19 protein-coding genes are annotated in these 24,458 nt (G+C 49.1%); 7 read left to right on the plus strand and 12 right to left on the minus strand.

Annotated features, from left to right (window positions below):
• Position 1: 1 nt before the first annotated feature.
• Genes vasI through tssB form a run of 11 tightly spaced genes read right to left on the minus strand, consistent with a single transcriptional unit; the run spans position 2 to position 12,773 of the window.
• Positions 2–748, minus strand: coding sequence for a type VI secretion system-associated protein VasI (gene vasI / locus OGX83_RS19295; RefSeq protein WP_186412996.1), 747 nt, complete (start codon positions 746–748; stop codon positions 2–4).
• The gene (gene tssH / locus OGX83_RS19300; protein ID WP_286588908.1) at positions 745–3,486 is read right to left on the minus strand and encodes a type VI secretion system ATPase TssH; all 2,742 of its coding nucleotides are present in this window, start codon (positions 3,484–3,486) and stop codon (positions 745–747) included. The genes vasI and tssH overlap by 4 nt, the downstream gene beginning before the upstream one ends.
• An 11-nt stretch (positions 3,487–3,497) precedes the next feature.
• Positions 3,498–4,307 (minus strand): type IVB secretion system protein IcmH/DotU, encoded by an 810-nt coding sequence (icmH, locus tag OGX83_RS19305; protein WP_286588910.1) that lies wholly within the window; start codon positions 4,305–4,307, stop codon positions 3,498–3,500.
• 3 nt (positions 4,308–4,310) lie between these two features.
• Positions 4,311–5,654 carry a type VI secretion system baseplate subunit TssK gene (gene tssK / locus OGX83_RS19310; RefSeq protein ID WP_234096508.1) on the minus strand — a complete coding sequence of 448 codons (1,344 nt, stop codon included), beginning with the start codon at positions 5,652–5,654 and terminating at the stop codon, positions 4,311–4,313.
• A gap of 2 nt (positions 5,655–5,656) precedes the next feature.
• On the minus strand, positions 5,657–6,163 hold the full coding sequence (gene tssJ / locus OGX83_RS19315) for a type VI secretion system lipoprotein TssJ (protein WP_410724586.1): 507 nt from the start codon (positions 6,161–6,163) through the stop codon (positions 5,657–5,659).
• Between the two features lie 23 nt (positions 6,164–6,186).
• Positions 6,187–7,461 carry a type VI secretion system-associated FHA domain protein TagH gene (gene tagH / locus OGX83_RS19320; protein WP_370766617.1) on the minus strand — a complete coding sequence of 425 codons (1,275 nt, stop codon included), beginning with the start codon at positions 7,459–7,461 and terminating at the stop codon, positions 6,187–6,189.
• A gap of 28 nt (positions 7,462–7,489) precedes the next feature.
• Positions 7,490–8,533, minus strand: coding sequence for a type VI secretion system baseplate subunit TssG (gene tssG, locus OGX83_RS19325; protein WP_071445502.1), 1,044 nt, complete (start codon positions 8,531–8,533; stop codon positions 7,490–7,492).
• Positions 8,500–10,332 carry a type VI secretion system baseplate subunit TssF gene (gene tssF / locus OGX83_RS19330; protein ID WP_213753051.1) on the minus strand — a complete coding sequence of 611 codons (1,833 nt, stop codon included), beginning with the start codon at positions 10,330–10,332 and terminating at the stop codon, positions 8,500–8,502. The genes tssG and tssF overlap by 34 nt, the downstream gene beginning before the upstream one ends.
• 5 nt (positions 10,333–10,337) lie before the next feature.
• The gene (tssE, locus tag OGX83_RS19335; protein WP_286588914.1) at positions 10,338–10,760 is read right to left on the minus strand and encodes a type VI secretion system baseplate subunit TssE; all 423 of its coding nucleotides are present in this window, start codon (positions 10,758–10,760) and stop codon (positions 10,338–10,340) included.
• A gap of 5 nt (positions 10,761–10,765) precedes the next feature.
• A complete protein-coding gene (gene tssC, locus OGX83_RS19340; RefSeq protein ID WP_234096503.1) occupies positions 10,766–12,247 on the minus strand; it encodes a type VI secretion system contractile sheath large subunit in 1,482 nt (493 codons plus the stop codon).
• 19 nt (positions 12,248–12,266) lie between these two features.
• The gene (tssB, locus tag OGX83_RS19345) at positions 12,267–12,773 is read right to left on the minus strand and encodes a type VI secretion system contractile sheath small subunit (RefSeq protein ID WP_071445512.1); all 507 of its coding nucleotides are present in this window, start codon (positions 12,771–12,773) and stop codon (positions 12,267–12,269) included.
• Between the two features lie 673 nt (positions 12,774–13,446).
• On the opposite strand from tssB, the gene OGX83_RS19350 reads away from it, so the two are divergent.
• The 7 genes from OGX83_RS19350 (at position 13,447) to OGX83_RS19380 (ending at position 22,298) form a co-directional block, all read left to right on the plus strand.
• The gene (locus OGX83_RS19350) at positions 13,447–13,965 is read left to right on the plus strand and encodes an Hcp family type VI secretion system effector (protein ID WP_047408665.1); all 519 of its coding nucleotides are present in this window, start codon (positions 13,447–13,449) and stop codon (positions 13,963–13,965) included.
• A 474-nt stretch (positions 13,966–14,439) separates the two neighbouring features.
• Positions 14,440–15,168 carry a peptidoglycan recognition protein family protein gene (locus tag OGX83_RS19355; RefSeq protein ID WP_071445514.1) on the plus strand — a complete coding sequence of 243 codons (729 nt, stop codon included), beginning with the start codon at positions 14,440–14,442 and terminating at the stop codon, positions 15,166–15,168.
• Positions 15,169–15,771: 603 nt separating this feature from the next.
• Positions 15,772–17,745, plus strand: a complete 1,974-nt coding sequence (locus OGX83_RS19360; RefSeq protein ID WP_286588915.1) for a type VI secretion system Vgr family protein — start codon at positions 15,772–15,774, stop codon at positions 17,743–17,745.
• A gap of 35 nt (positions 17,746–17,780) precedes the next feature.
• Positions 17,781–18,842 (plus strand): PAAR domain-containing protein, encoded by a 1,062-nt coding sequence (locus OGX83_RS19365; protein ID WP_286585237.1) that lies wholly within the window; start codon positions 17,781–17,783, stop codon positions 18,840–18,842.
• Positions 18,843–19,381: 539 nt separating this feature from the next.
• Positions 19,382–19,771 carry a hypothetical protein gene (locus OGX83_RS19370; RefSeq protein ID WP_071445520.1) on the plus strand — a complete coding sequence of 130 codons (390 nt, stop codon included), beginning with the start codon at positions 19,382–19,384 and terminating at the stop codon, positions 19,769–19,771.
• 1,139 nt (positions 19,772–20,910) lie between these two features.
• Positions 20,911–22,020 carry a hypothetical protein gene (locus OGX83_RS19375; RefSeq protein ID WP_071445523.1) on the plus strand — a complete coding sequence of 370 codons (1,110 nt, stop codon included), beginning with the start codon at positions 20,911–20,913 and terminating at the stop codon, positions 22,018–22,020.
• A gap of 122 nt (positions 22,021–22,142) precedes the next feature.
• Positions 22,143–22,298, plus strand: a complete 156-nt coding sequence (locus OGX83_RS19380) for a hypothetical protein (RefSeq protein ID WP_186805001.1) — start codon at positions 22,143–22,145, stop codon at positions 22,296–22,298.
• Positions 22,299–22,549: 251 nt separating this feature from the next.
• On the opposite strand, the gene gss is transcribed toward OGX83_RS19380, so the two are convergent.
• The gene (gene gss / locus OGX83_RS19385; RefSeq protein ID WP_150388434.1) at positions 22,550–24,409 is read right to left on the minus strand and encodes a bifunctional glutathionylspermidine amidase/synthase; all 1,860 of its coding nucleotides are present in this window, start codon (positions 24,407–24,409) and stop codon (positions 22,550–22,552) included.
• Positions 24,410–24,458: the final 49 nt, after the last annotated feature.

A 24,458-nucleotide genomic window follows, 5' to 3' on the forward strand; every position in this document is an offset into this window, starting at 1 on the left:
ATTATTCTCCCGCCCAGTGACAGGCATCGCGCAGCGGCGCGATGGTTTTCGCCAGCCCGTCAATATTAAAGGTCAGTTTCCCGGCCGCACTGTCCGTACCCGTGTCGATGGTCAGCGTTTTTGCACCAAAAAGCTGTTTAATTTCGTCGATTCCGGATAATCCCCGGCTGGACTCCAGCAGGGTGCCGTTTTCACGGATAAACCAGCGAGACTGAAAGCGCCCGTGATCAGTAGTCAGCGTCACGGCGATATCACTGGACGTCATGGAATGTGTCAGCGCCACCTGCATCCGGCTGATGTTGTCCACGCAACTGAACATCAGTACCGGACGCGGCGGGACGTTGCCGATAGCGGGCGTGGTGATAATCACCATCGGATATTCTCCGTCGCTTTGCGTTATCATCAATGCGGTGGAGTTGTCCGGACGCTGTTTTTCCTGAGCAAAAGCCCGTTTCCAGGCCTCACCTTCATAACGGGCCTTTACCAGCGCGCCATCAAAACCGGATTGCCCCGGAGCCAAAATATGGTCATAGCAGTCGAGTCGTTCCAGCGCCGCAGGCTCCCGGCGACAGGACTGCATCGCTTTCAGCGTGGTCTGTGTATCCGGCTCGGGGGATGTGGTGCTGCTCAGCGCGGCCACGACGCCGGGTACGGGTGGCGTTTTCGCGAACGAAATACCCGCAGACAATCCTGCCAGCAGGCCAGCCATCAGCAGTCCGGTTTGCCGGAGCGTCTGCATTCTGCTCATAAAACAGCTTCGTCCTCTGTTTTGAGTTCGGACTGAGTATCCTCATCCGGCACATCTTCAATGTCAGCAGTAAATGCGCCGTCCACTACGTCCAGCGTAATGCAGGCAATGGCGATGCTCGCCACCATTTTCTGCAACAGCAACAGGGACAGTGGCGGCAGCATCTCGCCGTCGATAACCGATTCCAGCATTCGCGCACCGTTTTCGGCGCGGGTAACGCGCTGCATGATTTCGTCAGTGACAGCCGATGCAATCACCACTTCCGCGTTAAAGCGGGTTCGCAGCACGTTATCCAGCCTTGCCAGCTTCCCGGCGATAATGACCGAGAGCGTTTCTTTAGATAACGGCAGGTAAGGCACCACTTCCATACGCGCCAGCAGCGCGGGTTTGAAGAAGTCCGCCAGCACCGGGTACAGCGCGTCCTGCATTAATTCCAGATTGTCGGCATGTTCGACAATCACCTGGTATCCGAGGTTAGACGTCAGGAAAAAGACGATATTTTTGCAGTCGATCAACCGGCCTTCACCATCGGCCATCTCGCCCTTGTCGAACGCCTGGTAAAAAAGATTGAGCACATCCGGGTGCGCTTTTTCCACCTCGTCGAGCAGCACCACAGAGTAGGGTTTCTGGCGAATCGCTTCGGTCAGTACGCCACCCTCACCGTAGCCGACATAGCCCGGAGGGGAGCCAATCAGGCGCGAAACGGTGTGTTTCTCCTGGAATTCCGACATATTGATGGTGGTGAGGTACTGGCGACCGCCATAAAGCAGTTCTGCCAGCTGTAGTACGGTTTCGGTTTTACCCACACCGCTGGGGCCAGCCAGCAGGAATGCGCCAAGCGGTCGTCCCGGACGGCGCAGATCGGCGCGGGCGGTCAACAGGTGTTTATGCAGGTGCCTGATCGCCAGATCCTGGCCTTTTATGGTCTCACCCAGCCACTGAGGTAAGTCAGTAATCACTAACATTTCGTTTTGCGACAGGCGGTTAAGCGGCACGCCAGTCCATTCGGCAATCACGGCGGCAATCTGTTTTTTATCGACGTGCGGGGAAATCAGCAGTTGCGTATGGTGCAACGTCTCCAGTTCAGCAGTTAGCTGCACGAGACGAACAGCAGGAGGGATTTCAGGTTCCGCGCCCGTCTGCTCGGCCTCGGGTTCATCCGTTGATACGACGTTATCGTCAGCGTCCGGTAGCATGATGTCTTCACTGCTGTTGGCTTCCGTTTCTTCTTCCAGCAGCCCTTTACGCAGCGAAATAATCTTCTGCACAAGCGCCTGCTGCTGGTGCCATGCCGCTTCCAGTTCATCCAGTTCGGTCAACGTTTCGTCATACTGGACGATAACTTCAGTCAGTCGTGAGGTATCCGACCGCAGGCCGATGCGGATTTCACGCTCAAGCTGGCGCATTTCCGCCTCGCACTGGTGACGCAGGGTGGTCAGCGCCGAAATTTGCTTCGGCGGCGACGAGAGGTTAATCGCCACGCGGGCACAGGCTGTGTCCAGTACGTCGATGGCTTTATCCGGCAACTGACGACCAGAGAGGTAACGCTCGCTTAACGTCGCCGCTGCCTGTAAGGCTTCATCATCAATCAATACGCCGTGCGATTGCTCATATACCGCCGACAGGCCGCGCAGAATAATGGTCGCTTCTGCTGCCGTGGGTTCACTGACTTTCACCAGCTGGAAACGGCGCGACAGGGCGGCGTCTTTCTCGAAATATTTTTTGTACTCGCTCCAGGTGGTGGCGGCGATGGTTTTCAGCTCGCCGCGTGCCAGCGCCGGTTTGAGCAGGTTAGAGATATCCAGCCCGCCCTGCTGATTCCCCGCGCCAATCAGCGTGTGGGCTTCGTCGATAAACAGAATGACGGGGTTGGGTGACTGAATGACTTCTGCCATCAGCCCCTTAAAACGCTTCTCGAACTCACCCTTAACGGATGCGCCCGCCTGCAATGCGCCAAGATCGAGCGTCATAATATCGGTATCGCGCAACTTGTCCGGCACCAGGCCTGCGACAATACGAAGCGCCAGTCCTTCAATGAGCGCACTCTTACCGACGCCCGCCTCACCGACCACGACCGGGTTATTTTTGCGGCGACGGCAGAGAATATCGATCATCAGGTCGATTTCATTATCGCGGCACAGGACCGGATCGAGTTTGCCGTTACGGGCGTCTGCGGTCATGTTTTTGGCGTAGCGGCCAAGCAGGCTGTCGCCGGTATCGTTTTTAGTACTGACGGTCCGCCCGCCAGCATCCGGTACGACTGACTCCGCCGACTCGCGCGTCCACTCAGCAAAGTCCTGTTGCAGGCGATCGCGGTTGATGCCGATGAGCAACCGGGCAGCGGCAGACGGGACATAGCGTAGCGGCGAATGCAGCAGAGCCAGCAGCAGTGTTCCACCGCGCAGCTCGCTATGCTGCATCTCGGCAGAGGCCAGCAGCCAGCCCTCTTTCAGCCACTCGACCAGCATCGGCGAAAATGCCGGGTAGCTGTCTGTCGCTCGCGACGTCGTGTAATTTTCCACCTTCAGTGCCTGGCGAAGCGCATTTGTATCAATTTCTGCCCGGTCAGCAATCACCCTCACGTCACTGCGCACCGCTGCCAGCATCTGCAACAGCACATGTGCCACGGTGATTTCCGTTGCCTGCTGGCTCATACACTCTGCTGCCGCCGCCTCCAGCGCCTGGCGGGAAAACGGGTTAAGATGCTTAACCAGAGAGGCCAGATTAATCTGGATCATATGTCGTGTCCTTACCTGGCAAGCAGCCGGTTCAGTTGATGCAGAATATCCTGCGTCTGGCTGTCCAGCCGCAGCAGATAAAAGAAATAAAACAGCGCCAGCACGACGATGCCGCCGCAGAGAATATGTCGGATGGTCAATCGTTTGATAAGCTGATAGCGTCCGCCCTGCGTTTTTTTATCCTGATGCAGCAGCGGAAAAGGCGCATCGCCACGAAGCTGATGCAAAACGTGATGCAGGCGGCGATATATCTGTTCAAACTCCCCTTGATCCTGCGCAGCCACCCTGTAGCGCCCGCGAAATCCCAGCGAAAAGCACAGAAATAAAAACTCAAGCAGATCCTGATAGCGCTTTGGCTCACGAATCAGGCGCTCCAGCAGGATGAACACTTTTTCACCGCCCCAGGCTTCGTTATGGAAATGCACAAGTAACGACTGTTTGATCCATTCGTTTTTGTTCGACCAGCCGTTCCCCAGTGCAGCTTCATCAATAAAGGTGCAGAGAACATAACGAAACGAGACAATCACGCCCGGCTCGTAGCCCTGTTCCTGTAGCAGTTGCTCCACAGCCTGAACGTCCGTCACCACCTGCGCAAAAAGGTGTTCCGGCATACTCTGGCTGTTCATCCCGTCCACGCGCATCACCATCCCCAGCAGGGGTGTGGCGGCGTCAATCATCGGGTTTATGCTGTTGCCGCGCAGAGCCAATCGGTACTGGCGACCAGAGAGACCTTCGTCCGCGAGCTGCGGCGCAGTATTGACCTTTCCCGACGGGTTCCCTGTGGTCAGACTGTCAATGGACGGAACGAACGACTCATTCATGGATTAACCCCTTATCGCCCACAACTGTATCCCCAGATCCGGAAAGGTGCCGGAAATATGCAGCGCCAGCGCACCGGCTTTCACCACGTCCAACCAGGCAGCAGCACCTTTGTCCAGCTCGAAGTAAACAAAACCGTCGTGGTACGGTAACTGGCGCGGGGCGGCAGTTCGCGGCGTCAGCGGTACACCTGGTACCTGCACACTGACCATATCGCGGATTTTGTTGGTGGCCGCGATTTTTGACTGCTGGGTAAACTGGTGAATAAGCTGGCTGTGCGGCATCCGTGAGCGCACCGCCAGAATGAATGTGCCGGAGCGCAACAGGGTCGGATCGTTAACCGTGGCAACATAAAACCCGTCAGAGAAGACGAGTGGCAGATTCTGCGCACGCGGCATCAGTACGGTGTTGAGCGCCCGGCGCAGCTCCGGGATTACGGAATTAAACGACTGCGTAAGATTACGGTGGTCGTAGGGCTCCACCGGACAAGGCAGACGACTGTCTTCCGTAAAGGTCATCAGTTCCCCCAGTAAGCGGACCAGATCCAGATAAAACGTTTCCGGGTGCAGGGTGTGTAGGTGGGTACGATGAGTAAAGTGCATCTGGCTGCGGTTAAGCATCTGCAACATCATGAACTCAGCCACATCTGCGATACCGCTCTGCTCCGGCGAACCGATACGTTTTGCCAGCTCGCTGGCGCGGTTGCTGAGAAGCCCCTGCACATCGCCAGCAAATCCGTTCAGCACGGGGCTTACGCGGATGGCCTGACTGGTCGGGATAAAGCTGTCATCCAGCACCAGTGCGCCACCAGATTGCTGGCTGCGGATACGGCACAGCGGCAGCGTGACCATGGCGCTGAGATCGTCCGCGCCGCTGACGATTTTCGGTGCCAGTTGTCCCAGCACGATAGGCTGCACGTCGCCATCATCGGAATGCAAATCGCGGGTATCGGCCTGGGTCAGGCGGTAACGCTCTGTTCCCTGCCCAGCACTCCGGCGACCTTCAATTTCACAGGTGATATCACTGATAACGGGCAATGCCAAATAAATATCATTGCTGCCGGATCGGGAGAGATCGAGCGGCTGGTACGGCAGAGGGAGTTGATCCTGCTCCGGAATGCTGAACACCGTGCCATCCGGCATACAACCCGTCGCGTAGTCCAGCATCAGTTTCCCCTGGGCAAGCAGCTCGGTATTGATCGACAACGAGGTGAATCCCCAGGCAAAATCATCCTGCGCACTCATACGCTGGTTCAGCAAATATTCCTGATGACGCTGCTGCTGCTGGAAGTGCTGCGGCAGGGCAAACAGACCTTCCTGCCAGATCACCCTGTTTTTCATGGTCGCCATTCTCAGTTGTCCTCTTTCTTCATTTCGATACTGCCCTGTCGTACATGCACCAGCAGACGGTAGTGATGACCCACCCCTTCTACTGGTTCGATTTGCTTCCACTCATTGGCCTGGTCATCAGAGAAGTACGCTACCACACCAATGAACTGCGTTTTTTCATCCAGTTTCACTGGCGGCAACGTTTTTATGGTATCCGGCAGCAGGTTAAAGTCCTGGTGGTCGATATAATTTTTCCCCAGTACCTCCGGCAGCGGCGTGCTGGCAACCATGTCGTAGTCAGCCGCCTGCAACTTCGAGTCATCGCTCATATAAATCAGTTGCACATCGACCGCAGCCGCCTCACCGTCCACATTGATATTCGTGTCAGGCTCGGTCAGTAACGTGACCGTTACCTCCGATGACTGATCTGCCAGTTTCCCGACCTGAACATCCGGGTTCTTAATCACCTGGCCGAGCTTTTTCACCATTTCGCAGCCTGTCAGGGTGAGGCTGAAAAGCAACATCACCATGCAGAAACGAAAAAAACGTCCTGTCATGCTTCCGGCTCCCGCTGTTTTTCGCGCAGTACCCGGTCATACACCTGGGCATAGACTTCGTTAAACAGCATTTCAAAACCCTGCTGGCGGCTGGAGGCCAGTTCGTCGTAGTAATCGCAGTACATTTGCCAGGAACCGGCATCATCCAGCGGCTTTCGCAGTTCATGGCTGCGCCGGTACTGCACAAAGCGGCGCATCAAGCTCTGCGGCGAGAACGCATCCAGCAACACGCGCAGCGATTCGACAATCGCGGCGCGGTTGGCCTCTTCGTGATGACGGATATTGCGCAGACTCTCACCAACGGCAGCGGGTGCAGCCAGATGCACTGGACTTTTGCCTTCGGCAAACATCACGTCAAGGGCGGTGGTATAGTCCATATTCAGGCGCAGCGGGTTATCTTCCAGCGGGCGCAGATGCTTGTCCGACAGACTGTTGCGGCGCTGTTGTAGCTCAAGCAGACCTTTTATCGCCGCCTGCAACGTCCGCCCTGCTTCTTCCAGAAAATCATCGGCATCCTGTGAGTTACGCACGGCAAGCGAGCCGCCCAGCCCACGCAACAGCGGGGTCACGGCAAGATGGAGCTGGGCAGTATCTGTCGGTGATGCCGCATCCTCGTAGCGAGTCTGTTGATCGGAATACCGCGGCGGTAAATCCATAAACGGGGTGTCGATCACGCCATCCCTGTCAGGAACAGAAGAGCGGACAGGGACAATCCCCGCAAGCGGATCGCCTGCCACTGTCAGACTTTCCATCTGGAGTGCTTGAAGCGGATCGGCGGAAAAGCTGTTGACCACGGTATCCGCAAGCTGGTGCATTCGGGGCATGCCCGGATACGCAGGCTGACCGTTCGTCGTCAGCAGCGCGTCTGCCAGGCGGTCACGGTTGGTGACGATGGTTTCCGGTGCCGCCATCTGTTCGCTGTAGCTGACCAGCTGTCCATTGTGGATAAATACCTTCAGCGCCAGCGCCCCCAGAACGACCTCATCGCCCTGCCGCAGGCGCACCAGCCCGGTCTCCGTGGACACCGGTGCCAGGTTAATCATCAGCCCCGATACCAGGCTTTTCAGACAAAATGTGCCGTCATGCATCACCACCTGACAGGCGCGTTCGGCAACAGAACCCGCCCTATCCTGCACCGGCCAGTGGCAGGTGGATGCGTTGCCAATTTCCCCGCCATCGGCGGTAAACAGACATTTTGCGGCGCGTCCGCTCTCCAGTTCGTTACCGTTCATCACCTGTAGCGTCAGTGAGAGTACGGGAGCGTGCGTTATTTCCTCAGCCATTTGCGTTTCCATTAAATTAATCCCTAATATGGAGGGTGACGGTTGGCGGCATTTTCGGCTGGCCGATAAACGCCGTGCGTCCGATACAGGATCGAGAGCGATCGCCCAGCCGCATTCCCTTCGCCTGGTCCGGTGCGAGATCAAGCCGCAGATCCCAGGCGAACTGATCGCGTAGCAGAAAGGAGACAAACATCGTCAGCGCCTGGTGGTTTTCGCCTTCCGGTAAAAAAGAGAGGTAGCGCGCCATCGAGAGATTACCGATCCGCAACAGAAATTTTCCACTGCGATCCGGCACTCTGGCACCGAGGGTAAAATTAACGCCGATCACCGAGCGGCCCGGCACATACCCGGCCGTTTTCCGTTTAGGATTACGCACGCCCAGCCGGTTTTGTTGCGCGGGTTCAAGGACTACCTTACGCAACTGCCAATTTTCGATGCTGACATCAGGTAAATCGAAGCAGTGGCTGACCAGGTTACTTACCACGTCCGGCGAGCGCCCAGGTGTTGCCAGTATCCCGGCGTAGGCCAGCATTTTGCTGTGATTGATGGCGAGTTTGTCTCGCACGCTTTGATTGCCCAGGCCCACCAGCGCATACATCCGCTGTGAAAAGACATCAGTTCCACCGTTGCGAAAACAGACGTAATAGCGGTATTTGCGCCAGGCATGGTAAGCAAACTGCGTCCAGCGGTGGCTGAACAGATCGAGGAACGCTTTCAGCCCCTCTTCATTTTGCGCAGATTCGCGCGCCATCCGATCCAGGTAATAGCCGGGCAGCGGCGACTGACTGCCGGAGAAGCCCAGGAATTTTGTCGTCAGGATAAACTGCCCGCTGTCACTGCGTTCAAGCGTACTCAGATCGCTGCCCGGAAAGGCAATACTGGCATCAGATTTGAACAGCGCCACTTCATGCTCCGGTTCGGTGCGCAGGGATGGTTCACAGCCCGGCTCACCATACTGGCGGTACAGTGACTCCATCAGCACATAAAAATTCATCCCGCGCACATCCGGGAGCGGTAGCGTTTCCCCTACATCAGGGCGTGCTGGCCTGTGTGTTGCCATTCCCAGGACTCCTGACTTTCCGTGTTAATAATTTTGAGGCAGTGAAATGAGTTGATGCTGGCGTACAGCGCAAAAAAGTATGACAGTACGGTACCCAACAGGTAGATCTCGCCTTCACAGACAAAGGGGGCGGGATTGATCCACAGCGTGGTGGACAGACCGCGAACCGGGACGCCTTTAAACAGACGGTCAACCGGGCGGGATTCCATTTTTTCGATGGCATCGAGCTTCTGTGAGGAAAGCCGTGCCTGCTGTGGATGGTGGATACCCGGCATATCGAAGGTACGCAACACCTGGATCAGCGCCTCCCGGTCCAACAGCGAAAGGTAGTTCAGGTTCATGCAGGAAATCAGCGACCAGTGCATATCGCCATCCGTTACTGGATACAGAGGACGGGTCGGGCGCGTAACGTTGCTGAACGATGCCACCGCTGGATTTTTGTTAACAGGAACGCAGATATCGCCGGTATGCAGTGACGCAGGTAACATTCGGTTAGTGCACACCAGCGAAGCGGTGAATACTTCACCGTTCAGTCGGGAAGGGTCGGGCTGATTGCCATCGGCGTGAACAAAGGCAATGGCGTGTTCCAGACCACGATGAAACAGGGAGGTTCTGGTGCGGTGGTGCCAGTAGACAACTTCACGCTGACGGCTGTACTCGATCTGATGCTGAAACCCTTCAAACTCAGGCCAGATATGTATTGCTTCATCAGGACCGGGAGTTTTATCCGACGCTGCAACCTTACTGGAAACCGTCTTCACCTGGAAAACATCATAGTGTTCCGGGTTCTGTTGACTGGCCCGTAACGCATATTGCGGTGAACTGTCGTCCGGCCTGACAGGCTCAGAATGGTGAGCGAATAAATTCACCACCGGCGTACAGTACAGGCGCAGTGAATCTTTGCGAAGCTTGATATCCACAGGTAATGGCAGATTAAAATGCAAACGCAGTGTAAACGCGCCGACCGGGAAGTCTGCCGGTAGCGACGTGGCCCCCTGTAAATGAAAGAAGAAAAAGCTCTCCGGGTAGCAAAAATACTCCTGAAGCACGCGATAGCCACTATGGACGTTTTTCGGCCACGGCAATAGTGCATCTTCCCGTTCAAACCCAGCTGCGTTCAGCCACAAATCCGGTAGGGGAATACGCCGCTCTCCAGCCACCAGTTCCGCATCCATTAACCGCTCACTGAACCATAAATAGAGTTGCTGGCGGGTATAGTCATCTCCGTTTCCCAGCCAGAAAGTGAGTTTATTCAGATCCAATGTGTCGGGAGAAACACTACCTTCGGTGAAAAAATCAATGTCAACGTACCCTTTTTTCAGCGTGCTGGTGTTACGCACATCGCGAATATGTAACGGTTGCAGCCAGGTATCGCGTGCCAGAGTAAAATGGCATACAGGAGACTGGGTAGCATCATCCCCGGCCAGAATCTTACGTCCCGAAGACGTCACGCGAACCGGGCCTGAGCAAATCAGTTCATCACGACAAACCTGAACGGGCGCAGAAAACTGTGTCGCAACAGGGTTGTATTCAACCACGGCCATTGACGGCACAGGACGTAAATAATTGGGCCACAGCATATTAATCAGGCTGTGCGTAAACTCCGGGAACTCATCCTCCAGCTTTTGCCGCAGGCCACCAGAAAGGAAAGCAAATGCCTCCATCAGGCGTTCCACATCAGGATCGCCCTCTTTCTCGGCCAGAAAACGGGCAAGATGGGGTTTTTCACGACCAAGAAGTTTGCCCAGTTGACGCAGATAGTCCAGTTCTTCGCGGTAATAACGCTCTTCGAAGGCCATCAGGTTTACTCCACGCACCAGTGCTGGTGGTTATCCAGCAGAATGTCAAACTCCAGGACATCCTGCCTGTCGCTGAAATCCATATATGCCACAATATGAAAACGCAGGTTCAGTGGCGCATGGCTATCCTCTGTGGCAGCAGTCACCGCCACATCCGATATCCGGGGTTCGTAACGCAGAATACAGTTCTGGATCGCCTGAACCATCCATTCCCGGATGTTCTGGCGCTCGGGTGGCCTGTCGATAAAATCCGTGATCCCCAGCTCCGGTGAGCCATAACAGCTACCGGAACGGGTGTTGAGGATATTGCGCAGGTTATCGCGTATAGAATGCAACAGCGCCGTCTTTGGGCACTGGCGTGAAGATGGTTTTGCCGCCTCCCCGATACGTTCAAACAGACTCCCCCCAGACTCCCGCTCCATTATCATGGTGACTACTCTTTATCCAGACGCCCGACCAGGGACAACTCAAATGATGCCCCCATGTACTTAAAGTGCGGACGGACGCTCAGAGCAACCTGGTACCAGCCTGGTTCACCTTCCACATCAGAGACTTCAATCTTCGCCTGACGCAGCGGTTTACGGCTGCGCACGTCAGAAGGCGGGTTCTCCTGGTCAGCTACGTACTGGCGTATCCAGCCGTTCAGCTCACGCTCCAGATCCCCTCTTTCTTTCCATGAACCAAGCTGTTCGCGTTGCAATACTTTGATGTAGTGCGCCAGTCGGTTAATGATGAAAAGATAAGGGAGCTGCGTACCAAGTTTGTAGTTGGTTTCAGCCTCCTTCCCTTCCACCGTGTTAGGGAACACTTTGGGTTTCTGAACCGAATTGGCAGAGAAAAATGCCGCATTATCAGAGCCTTTGCGCATTGTCAGAGTAATAAAGCCCTGCTCCGCCAGTTCATACTCCCGCCGGTCGGTAATGAGAATTTCGGTCGGAACTTTGGCCTGAAGCTGGCCCATGGCTTCATATAAATGCACCGGCAAATCTTTTACCGCGCCACCGCTCTGCGGACCGACGATATTTGGGCACCAGCGGGTGGACATGAAACTTTCAGCCATGTTTGCCGCAAGCAAAAAAGCCGTGTTTCCCCACAGATAATGCTCATGATTTTTGCTGACGTTTTCATGGTAGTTAAAGCTCTTAACCGGGTTTTCATCCGGTGCATAAGGATGACGCAGCAGGAAACGCGGTGCTGTCAGGCCCAGATTGCGGGAATCTTCGGACTCGCGCAACGAACGCCATTTGGTGTAGGCCGGGCCTTCAAAAATAGCAGCAACGTCTTTAATGCCAGGAAGTTCGGTAAACGAATCCAGACCAAAGAACTCCGGTGATACGGAAGACAGAAATGGGCAGTGGCTCATCGCACTGACGGCGCTAACATACTTCAGCAGCTTCATATCAGCAGCGGTATTGTTAAAAGCGTAATTGCCAATCACTGCGGCAAACGGCTCACCGCCAAACTGACCAAAACCGCTGGAATAGACATGCCGATAGAACCCAGACTGGGTTATTTCCGCTGAAAATTCAAAGTCATCTAACAGCTCTTCTTTAGTAGCGTGCATGATGTGAATTTTGATGTTTTCACGCGGATCGGCATGGTCAACCAGCAGCTTCAGTGAGCGTAGGAACGACTCCATCTCTTGAAACTCCGGGGCATGGAGGATCAGATCCATCTGGCGGCCCATACGCGCATCAATATCAGCAATCATGCCGTTAACGGCCAGGATATCGACTGATTCTGCCTCATCATCCTGCAACAGTGCGGTGATAAAGGCAGTCACACCTTGACGGGCGATATCGTAGCTTTCTGATTCTGGTTTAAAACGGGTCTGCGCCATGATCTCATCCAGCAGGCTGGGTGCGGCGACAGATGCAGTGGAAGCAAGCGCTTCCGGTAAGGTGGTTTCTGACATACTGAAATCCTTGTACAAGTTATTTCCGGCCAGCGAGGCCCAGCTCCGCAATCAGTTGTTCGCGGCTCTTTTCGTCAGCAAGCAGAGCCTGAAGTTGCGCACGGAAGGCTGGCATATTGCCCATTGGCCCCCGGAGTGCAACCAGCGCTTCGCGCAGTTCCAGCATTTTGCGCATCTCCGGAACCTGGGCGGCAATATTGTCCGGTGACAGATCGGCCAGTGATTTCACTTTCAGATTGACGTTCATACGTACATCAGAAGCTTCGCTAAGCGCAGAGGGCACTGTAAAATCACGCCCGATATCCGCCTGATCCAGCACGGCGTTAAAATTGTTACGATTAATAGCAACAGGCTGGCGTTCGTCCAGCGGAGTGTCATCTGTTCCACCTGTCAGATTGCCGGTTACTAATAAATTAAGCGGCAGTTCCACTTCTGCTGTCTGGTTTCCTGTTTTCGGCTGAAATTTAATATTTACACGTTCTTTAGGGGCAATACTGCCACTGCTGTCATTTTTTCTGCTGCTCATAAAAATAGTCCGTAAGATTGTCGCTCGAGCCATGAACACAGCATTTTCGTTACTACAAAAAATTACTAACAATGCCGTTCCAGTGGCAGTAAAAGATAAATTCCACACCCTTCATGCTCCGCATTTTACGCTCAATGATAAATTTTAAAAGATCTTTTTCTTCAATTGAAAGAAGGGTATGATTTTATTATCCGCTCGATAGATATAAGTACAGAAGAAACAAAAGCAACACAAATCGCACAATGCAAAACCATAACGCATTGAATTTAAATGAATTTATTTTATGCATTATCAGGAATAATTATAATGGATTGCTATGTATAAAACTTATGGATAAAAGGATGAAACATATTAAGAAACACCTCACAGACTTTTCTCAATAAAATGCAGCGAATATAATATTATTCATGATTAACCAATGTCCATTTCCAGACATAGGCATCTGAGAAAATGAATTGCAATAGTTGACAATATATATTTAGATTAAATTAAAAACATAATTAATAAATATTAAATATCATTCATCGAGTTACCACATCTTCGGTTTGTTCGTAAGCCGGATGCAGAAGCATAATGCGACTCCTGGAGTGAGCCGCATTATTATCGGCCTGTCGGGAATTAACGGCAGACCACCGGAAATAGTTGTTAACAACACCCACAAGGAGCACGACAAATGCCAACCCCATGTTACATTTCAATAACAGGCCAGACTCAGGGCAATATCACCGCTGGCGCATTCACCGCCGATTCTGTCGGTAACATCTATGTGCAGGGCCACGAAGACGAAATGCTGGTGCAGGAGTTTTTGCACAACGTCACCGTGCCAACCGACCCACAGTCCGGTCAGCCCGCAGGCCAGCGTGCCCACAAGCCATTCATCTTTACCGTGGCGCTGAATAAAGCCGTTCCGCTACTGTATAACGCGCTGGCGTCCGGTGAGATGCTGCCAAAAGTTGAACTGCACTGGTGGCGCACTTCTGTCGAAGGTAAGCAGGAACATTACTTCACTACCCGCCTGACGGACTCAACGATTGTGGATATGAACCTGCATATGCCGCACTGCCAGGACCCGACACAGCGTGAGTTCACTCAACTGCTCGCCGTATCACTGGCGTACCGTAAAGTCGAGTGGGAACACATCAAGTCCGGTACTTCCGGTGCTGACGACTGGCGTGCACCGCTGGAAGCATAAGTTAAAACCACAGCATCCGGCCCTCACGGGCAGGGTGCTGTTTTTGTATTGCGCCACAGGCAATCAATAAAGAAGAAGGCTGTCAGTAAGGAATTACGTTTTTACGGGAGATGGCGGACGCCGGAAACTTCGGCGGTAGCGTGCCTGAACGCAAGCGTAACACTGTACGTACCGTCACAGTCACTAAATAGCGAGAGTCATACTTTAGGGAGGTTGATATGTCGTTAAAAGGACAGAGTTTTACAATGGAAGCAGAATAGATAGCAGTGCCAAATAGTAGAGTAATTAAAGGGAAAGCAGGCCGGGTAGTACGTAACGCACGTAGACCTATGGCTGTGATGATTTTGCAGTGTGAACACATAAGAGAAGTATATTTCCCGCACGATGGTCATCATAAAATTCACAATAAAATCAACACGTTAATTTATAAATTCATGAGCATTTAGTCATCAATTACATTCAAACGGTCTTAATATGGAAAACGATTATTATAAAGTAACTGAAGAGTTGATTCATACAGGGCTTGATGCAATATCAAAGTCCATAAAAGAACGTAAAAAAAAGAACGAGGTAAGGGAATCTATATTTTCTGACTTGCATGAAGCAGGAATAACTGTCAGAAAACGAAGTGATTGGAAAGCAAAAACCACCCCAGGAAGTGATGGTGAAGACTGGGACTATCCTGCAATTGTAATACATCATGCTGGAAATAGTTACTCATGTACTAAAGATGGGGAAGCTAAAATGCGCCAGGCTGAAGAAACCGACATCAAAAGTTTTAATCACTTAAGTTATCATTATGCTATAGATTGCACAGGTGTAGTTTATGAAGCTCTGGATATAAGAGAAAAAGGCGCTCACCTAAAAGGGGCAAACACAGGAAAAATTGGTATAGTTTTTTTATCAGATTTTAGTTTACCAGGTGAAGCCTCACAATTTGGACCATCCCGATGGGGATCATTAAGTGAGTTTGCCGGACAAGTTAAGGATGACTGGGATATATCCGTTGATATACCTACCGATAAACAGAAAAATGCTATTAACGTCTTAGTTAGGACTCTTATAAAATTTTTCCCAATCACACAGTTAGGAGGACATAGGGAGTTTGCCTCTTTAAATGGCTTAGGTCGTGCTTGTCCAGGAACTTATGGTCTTCAGATTGCTGCCAATCTCAGAACAAAGTTCAAGTTAAGTGCCCCCTGAAATTAACACTTGTTTTCGAATGAAAATTTTTCTCGAGTACAATATTATATATGCGATCCCATTCATTCCATAAATTTATCATCTTATCTATTTTTTTATATTTTCTACTTGGAATAGATAAACAGCTATACTATGAAGAAGGCGACATGCCCTGGATACCAATTCCTTTCATTAAACACACCATATCATCAACTTTATTTTTTGAATTACCTGTCTCGCCTTCTGACATTCTAAGAGATTCACCAACAACCAAAAATGAGAATGATAAATTGTATAATTACTGCCAAGTAAGGTATGGAAAACAACTATCGGAATGTAGAAAAACAATAAAGAAAAAACTTCTTACTAATGGATTCTATATACCCGACTGAATGACACGACCGTCTAATATAACGGCCCAGATAAATCCAGGAGACATGTATTTTCTGCTAACAAAATGCAAGATAAGAATTAACATGAGTTACAGAATAAACATTGATGAAAAATTAAACTTACAGGATATAGTTATCTGATGTTTCACTCCTCTACTAAACAACCAAATTAATAAAAGCATTGTAAGAGAATTTGAGGTAAATCCGTTGACAATCACCATCAGGAGGTAATATGTCGTTAAAAGGACTGCGCTTCACACTGGCAGTGGACGGTCTGTCGGAAATGACCACCGCGGTGGTCAGTTTTCGACTTACTCAGCATTACTCAAAACCTTTCCAGCTAATAGTGGATATTGCCAGCGGTCTTTCTGACCTGACCGCAACTGATTTCCTGGAAAAAAATGCCGTACTGACCATCTGGCAGGGAATGGAGCCATTACGCTATATCAGTGGTATTGTCTCTGCCGTAACCCTCAGTGAAAACAATCACTGGCAGATGGGATACCATATAATTATCTCACCACCACTCTGGAGAAGCGGTTTACGCCAGAACTTCCGCATCTTCCAGCAGCAGGATATCAAAGCCATCTCCTCCACCCTGCTCAGTGAAAATGGTATCACCGGGTGGACCCCGGTATTTTATGAGCCGCACCCGGCACGCGAGTTCTGCGTGCAGTACGGTGAGACTGACCTTGCCTTCCTGAACCGCCTGTGGTCAGAAGAAGGCATCTTTTATTTTGACTGGTGCACTCCGGAAGGGACAGAGCAAAAGCTGGTACTTTGCGATGATGTGGCAGGAGTATCGTCACTGGGATCCATGCCATTTAATCCGAATACGACGGCCGAGGCATCCACCGAACACATCAGCCAGTTCAGATATCATGCGCAGATACGGCCTTCATCCGTCGAAACTCAGGACTACACCTTCAAAACGCCCGCCTGGCCCGGCTATTACAACCGCGCTGCTGAGAACCTGAACGGCCAACTCACGCAGTATGAAATCTTCGATTATCCCGGACGTTTCAAAGACGAATCCCACGGACAGGCGTTTGCCCGCTACCAGATTGAGGGCCGGAGACATAATGCAGAGACAGCAACAGGTTACAGTAACTCACCAAAAATGTGGCCGGGGAAGCGCTTTACCCTGACAGGACATCCATCAGTATCGCTGAACAGGGAATGGCAGATTGTGGGTAGCGTACTGGCAGGAGACCAGCCGCAGGCACTGCATGGCAGTCAGGGAACAGGAACCACTCTCAGCAATCGTTTCGAGGTTATCCCGGCCGACAGAACATGGCGTGTCCCTCCCCTGCCGAAGCCCTCCGTAGACGGCCCACAGAGCGCCATCGTCACCGGCCCGGCCGGGGAAGAAATCTTCTGTGACGAACATGGCCGGGTGCGGATACGTTTTCACTGGGACCGTTACTGTCCGGGGAATGAGGACAGTTCGTGCTGGGTACGGGTATCGCAGGTGTGGGCGGGAACGGGATTTGGCAATCTCGCCATTCCGCGTGTGGGCCAGGAGGTTATTGTGGACTTCCTCAACGGCGACCCGGACCAGCCCATCATCATGGGACGCACCTACCACCAGGACAACCGCCCACCGGGCAGTCTGCCGGGCACGAAAACGCAGATGACCATCCGCTCGAAAACCTATAAAGGCGGCGGATTTAACGAGCTGACGTTTGATGACGCCACCGGAAAGGAGCGGGTGTATATCCATGCGCAGAAGAACATGGATACGGAGGTGCTGCACGACCGGACCACGACGGTAAACAACAACCATACGGAGACGGTGGTTGTGGGGCAAACAGTGAAGGTGGGCAGTAAAAAGGCAGGTGGTCATGACCAGACGGTGACGGTAGCTAATGATCAAAAAACAACGGTAGTTAATAATCAGATCACCGAAGTTACTGAAGGAAATAAAACAACCGATATAGATAAAGGAGATCAGGAAATTACCCTTCATGAAGGGAAGCAAACAATAAAGGTAAAAAAAACCATCAGCGTTTCTTCAGAAGAGAAGATCGAGTTTATTTGTGGAGAGTCGAGCATTACCTTGTTGGAGAATGGAGAAATTACGATTAGTGGAAAAATAATTAAGAATACTGCGAAAGATGAATATCATGTCAATACCAAAAAATTATCAGCAGATGGTAGCGAGGAACAGGTGCTGACCGGTGGCATGTTAAAATTAAATCCATAATTAAATTAGTTAATTGCCACATAAGAGAATGCGATATGGGTAAGGATGCAGCAAGACAAACGGCAGATACAGCCGGACATGATGGGCCAATAACATCAGGCAGTAGTAATGTCTCAACAGGAGGTTTTCCGGCTGCTCGAATGGGGGATACTTTTGTTTGTAAAGAGCATGGGCCCGGTGTAATCAGTGAAGGTTCTAAAACAGTTACAATAAATGGAATACCTGCCGCCAGAAAAGGGGATAAGGTAGTTTGTGGTAAAAAATCATTACCACCGACAACAGGACCTAAACTTCCTGAATATCATTCTATAACAATAGTTAAAAATAGAAATGAAGATGGCTCGGTAAAAAATCCAAATGGCTCAGATGAGTTTAAATTATATACTGGATACGCAGTGTCAGCTCTAACGGATGGTGATGGTGATGGTGATGGTGATGGTGATGGTCAATATGATACGAGTGACTTAAAAGCAGGCATTATAGATTTTCAACTAAATCATCCGATTGGAGAAAGTGGGACGAACATTAGTCTCGGAGGTACTGTTGGCAAGGCTGAAATGAAGGCAGGGACAGTTGCAAATGAGGATGTACATTCCAGCTCGGTTGATGCAAAGTTAGAGGGTATTTCTGGGAATGTAGACCTCAGTTCAGGAAAAGCAGGATCTGGTGACTATGTGGAGGCAAAAGCTGAAGGTACAATCGGGTTAGCTGAAGGAAAAGGCAACTATAATTTAACACACGATCTTGACGAAGCAAGAGTTGGTGCCGCCTTTGAACTTGGAGCAGAGGCAGCTGTTGCAAAAGGGCAGCTTTCAGGTGCTATAGACTCAAAATATTTTAAATTGAAAGGTTCCGTTGATGGAACTGCTGGGTCGGCAGGTTTAGGATTGGGAGGAGGGGCATGGGTGGATTTTGATAATATAATGGTAAAAGTTCAATTGTCAGGGAAAATAGCATTTATATTAGGATTAGGGGGCGATATTGATATCCAGCTTGGACCATTTACTAGCGTCCCTATTCAAGAGCGACTTGGATTTACCTCTTCCAAATCTGGTATAGTGCTATCAGGTGCATCTACTGTTACTATTGGGGGATAATATGAGTAAAATTATTCGCATATCAGAATCTGTCTTTCCATTATACAATAATCTTGTATTTAGATTTTTTTTAGGTATTGCCCTATACCTCCTTTCAGTATATATTATATTTCATCACGTTCGAAATATAACATCATTAAAAATAGTACACCTACTTGGTATTTATGCTTTTTTTTACTATACTATTTTTTCAATGATAGATGGTGGTGCTAAACGATTAGCTGCATTTCATATAAAAAATAATAGTACCAACATCGACAGACAACCAATAAAATGGTATTTATCCAATCAATTTAACATATCAAGATTCCTTAAGCTCATATTTGTCTTTATATATATATATGCGTGTTTCATGTATCTTATGTACATACCATAATTGACAACCACCACTCATAGCAACATTTAAGCAATGGCTAATTTTAAATCCTTATTCATTCTGCACATCAAACTTTATAAATACAACCAAGACAACTCAGAAATATTATTATGAAAAAAATGATAAGATAGAAAATTTAGGAACTGTTGTTGGTAAAGTAGAAATGAATGCAGGTACTATCTCAAACGATAAACAGTTATCAGGAACATATGGTGTAAAGGCTACCGGTTTTTCTATAAATACGGGGGTTAGTTTTGGAAAGGAAAATTCGGGTGATTTTAAAGATATAAAAATAGAAGGAACATTTGGAACTGCTGAAGCAAAAGCCTCTGAAACATTAATTAATGGTGAGGATAAGCATCAAGGAGGCGCTGCTTTTGAATTGGGGGCTGAAGCAGCTGCCGCAAAAGGCGAATTATCAAGTGCTCTGGAATCTAAATATTTAAAACAAAAAAGTTCCCTTGCTGTAAGTGCTGGCTCAGTAGGGGGAGGCCTGAAAAGTGGGGTTTGGTGGGATACAGATAATCTCATGTTCAGAGTAAAGCTGGCATGAAAGCTTGCACTGGTTATTGGAATTGATTGGGAGGAAGATATACAAATAGGCCCCTTCACTGAAACCCCTTGGCCTGTATTACTGGGGTTGGCAATTTCAACATCAGGTGTTATATTGACTGGAAAAACAAACGTCATCATTGGAGGTTAGTATTGTTCTTCTATGAAACTTTAAGCAATATTATCAAGGTGTATCATAACAAATTTTTAGATTTTATTTTGGTATTGCATTGTCATCTCTGATTTGCTTTTTATTGATTAAAAACATACATCATGTACATAGCATTATACTTGTTAAATTTCTTGTGGCGTTATCAGGATTTATGTTTTTTACTATAGCGCATTTTCATTAGTCGACATTGGGATTGAAAAATATACTCCTTCCATATCAAATTTAACAATGATAATATTAATAAAAAGCTAATTTCTTCATTCGCGAGGCATAAATACACGATAAATATCTCTCTGAAGCTGTGTGTTTTTATTTTATATTTACATGGTTTTTAATTTCATAATACTTAAATATTAAAAACATTTTATAATAAACAATGAATATTTCAGATTTAAATTAGCCAATGTGACAAAATTTTTAAAACATCACCTAGAAAGATGGTTTTTATTATTAACCCAAGTTGGCACTATGCCAATGGACACTGGCTTGGCGAACGCTTGTTTTTATTGGTTGTTACTTTTTTCTCTTATCGATTCAACTATCGGTAATGTGGAATTATTCCATTCAGGTGTAGCAACTGTTATCATTGGAGGTTAAATGAACCAATACAATAGAATGTTTAGAATGTTATTTGGGGTTGTAGCTTTTTTACTACTTTCCTGCATTAGTGTTATGTTAAATGATGATTTACAATACACTCGATTGTCAACTATATGCTTTCTTATCGGCTGTTATCTGTTTTTGTATTTTTTTGTATTTTCTCTTATTGATGCTGGCGTCAATAATATAGTATCGTTCCATCAAAAATATAACCAAGAAAATATCAAAAAATCACTTCTTAAAAATTTCATTGAAGGAGAGAATCTGGTATCTAAAGGATATAAATTGGCTTTTAATTTGGGTTTTCTAGTTGTGATGTATTTTATGTTAAAAAACGAAATGTAGATAATCCAGAGAGAGTTATTATAATGAGAGAAAGCAATAACAAACCATCCATCCCAAGGGCAGTGACATATAGTTTTGAATACCAAAAAGAGCATTTTTGGCGATGCCGCTATACATCCTCAGAAGTAACAAGCTTATATTACAAGATATTACTCCCACTAGATGTAAAACCGGTCAGCATTAAACCTGAGCTAATCGCAGGAACCAATAACCTCTATGCTATTGGCTGCTATCAGACCATTTCTGGAGCAAAATACCCCTTTACAGAAGTTGATGTAGTCTATGAACATATAAATAACGACATCGATGCCAGTGACTGGGGAGAATATATATTAGACCTTTTAGGTGAAGAAATCCTTTACTGTAAATATTATTATAGCGTTAGTGGTCGATATGCTGATTTTTTGACAAAAAAAGATATCGATAACGAAACCATCACATCAAGAATCAGAGTATTTAAAAATTATGATTTTGAAAACAACAGGGCCAATGTGATAATGGTAAAAGCCTGTTGCAACTGGAAGGATTATGAATCGCTGGCTGAGGATCTCTTTCATTGTGTGAATTTTTTCACTTTAATTAATGACTCAAAATGGCATTTGGCAGAAGAACTAAAGAGTATAAATCTGGATGTACCTGCAAACCATTCCTTTTATTACCCTGCCTCATGGCTATATTCAGAACGATATAATAACGAAAAGATGAGCTACTATTCGTTATCTTTAAAAGAAGAAAGTAACGTTCATGGCATTATTGATGGCTATTTTTTATACCATGATGCGGCAATCAATAAAGAACAGGTTTGTAAACTAATTGTCAGTCAACTAAAAGAAAATAATCACCTTGAAATTGATGAAATTTCACTAAGAGAACGCAAAGATATCTTCAATAAGAACATTACGGAATTATGGACTGGTGAGTTAAAAGTAAAGAATGCAAGAAATGGAGAAGGCATGTTAGTTGTTTTTGCCGGAAAGATTCAGGAAAGTTGGTTCTATATAATTGGGTCATTTGCTCTACAAAAACAACATTTCGGTTCCTGGGCCGCGGGAAAACGAGCAATAGATATTATCTTAAATTCACTTAATAACTACGACTTAGAGTATGAAGATCAGTTTTATATTGAGCATTGATATAACACTCAATAGACCCAATAATTTAGCAGAGTAGGTAGCGTGCCTGAACACAAGCGTAACACTGTACTGCCGCTGAACAGCGGAATGTCTTTATTCCTGTAAACACCAGGGAGAACAACATGTCATTAAAAGAATTGCGTTTTACGCTGAACGTGGACGGACTGCCGGAGACAGCCACCGCAGTGGTGGGCTTCGGCCTTTACCAGCCACATTCCACTCCTTTTGCCCTCAAAGTGGACATCGCCAGCGGGCTTCCGGACCTGGTGGCAGCTTAGGGCAAGATCACGAAAGAGCGGCAATGGACAGAGAGTACCTCGCGTCAATCCTTGCGGGGTTTCGTAATCTTGCCCTGGATTTTGCGACCCTTATAATAAGGCTTACAATCAGCCTGAATCAGCGAAAGCGCTGACTTATTTGATGATACTAAGTTGGCGTATTTCCAATGCTATCGATTTGGCATGAGTAAAAATCAGCGCAGGTCAAAAGCCCCCGTGATGGCAACATCACCATCACAGGGGTTGAGCGGTTATTCCTTCACCACAATCAGCGGTTCAATATCGCTCTCTTTTTTAATCACCAGCGACTCGTCACCACGCAGGCAGGTACCGCCATAGTTACCACCTACGGTAAAGGTACAAACCTGGATATATTTACCGGCAACTTTTGGCAGACACCAAAGCTGCTGATAAATGTTCTTCTGCTCGGCAAACTTACCGCTGGTTTTATCCAGTAGCTCTTCCTGATGACTCACCAGATCGATGTTGCTGCCACAACGTCCTGCAATAGGTTTCACCGCATAACCGGTTTGCGCCAGCTCTTCATTAACAGTGAAATCCGTATCAAGCAGATAACGGTGGTGCGGGAACAGTTGCCAGAGGATCGGCAGAATCGCTTTGTTGCCAGGGATAACCGTCCACAGAGGTTCGAAGACCAGCACTTCCGGGCGCAGCAACACATCGATTAAGCGCACTTCCTGATTCGTATGCCCGGTACGAATTGGCACCGCGGCGTACTCCGTTTCGCTGACCTCGCGCACCTGTTCAATTGCGGTTTCCCACGCCCAGGTCTTCCAGACGCAGTTCACCAGACGGCCGTCCCCGTCAATCAATTGACCGGCGTCATCCCAGCGCAGTTCATCCAGACCTCGCAGAATTTTGCTGTCAAACCCGGCCTGACGCAGCGCCTGCTGCATAAACTGCGCGTGATAGTTTTCCTCGATATCCTTATCCTGCATGATGTGGACAAACGGACGTGCGCGGCTGTGCTTCCAGGCCCCTGCCAGTTCGTTGATCAACCCTTCAGCCGGGTTGTGTCCCTGCCCTGTGTAACCACGCTCGGCCCATCTTTCGAGGATCAAACCGGCTTCGGTATGGCACGATGCGGAATCGGCGTTGTACTCATACACCTTCAGTCCACGTTCATCCATACAGAAATCCATACGCCCCGTAATCATATGATGCCGACGACGCTGCCAGGAAAGGCGCAGGCGCGGCCAGAGGATTTTCGGGATATCAAACAGCGCCAGCAGGTTGTCGTCTTTCAGCACCTTATCGGTCGCATGCAGATACATCAGGTGCAGCTCGTTGGTGGCTTTAATCAGCTCCTGCTCGGCGCTCTCGGTAATGGTGAAGTATTGATGCGGGTCCTGATTAATCACATGGCCGTTCGCCAGCACGTAGGCTTTTTGCAGCGGATCCTGCTCATTCAGCCATTTACCGTCAAATTGCCCGTTATCTTCCAGTCGCGCGCCGCCAATTTTCAGCGAGTCATTGGCGATCTCCGGCTGCGGCAGGCTGAAACGGGTATCATCGGTCTGGATCATCCAACCAAGAATGGTCGTGTCGTCAAAGGTATCACGCAGGGTGTAACAACCGTTCTCAACCACCATCTCCAGTTCGCGGGTCCACTGCTGTCCGGGAGGCAGCGGCGTATGGAGCACGTTCTGTTCGGCAATACGGATTTTGTTTTCCAGCAACTGGGTGACGACCGCCACATGCCCGGTATCTTTAAATTCACCGCCTTTTTGCCAGATAAGCAGAGCGCCTGCTACCGGCGCGCGGGGCGAACCATTCGGAAATGCCTGTAACGGTAGGATGTTGTCATTCACTACTTCGCGCAGGAAGCGTAAGGAGAAGATCTCCCAGGCCATACCCACATCGGTGAAGACCATGCCATAGTTAAGGAAGAGAAAGCGGCGTGCGAACTCTACGCACTGCCATTTGTGGCCCATGTATTCATCGTCGATATAGCTGCGAAATGCTGCATCATCGTCGTAGTCCCGTGGGTCGAGGGAGCTGTAATCTGAAGAGTAGATTGCTACGCCACCTGGGGCATAGCCCAATAATGTCCCGAATGGGGCATCCTGACTGGTCGTTCCTTTGCTCATGCACCTTACCTCAAAACAATACAGCCTGAGCAGGTTGGCGTGAATTTTT

Origin of the sequence: Citrobacter sp. Cpo074, assembly GCF_030332745.1 — a bacterium.
GTDB lineage: Bacteria > Pseudomonadota > Gammaproteobacteria > Enterobacterales > Enterobacteriaceae > Citrobacter > Citrobacter portucalensis.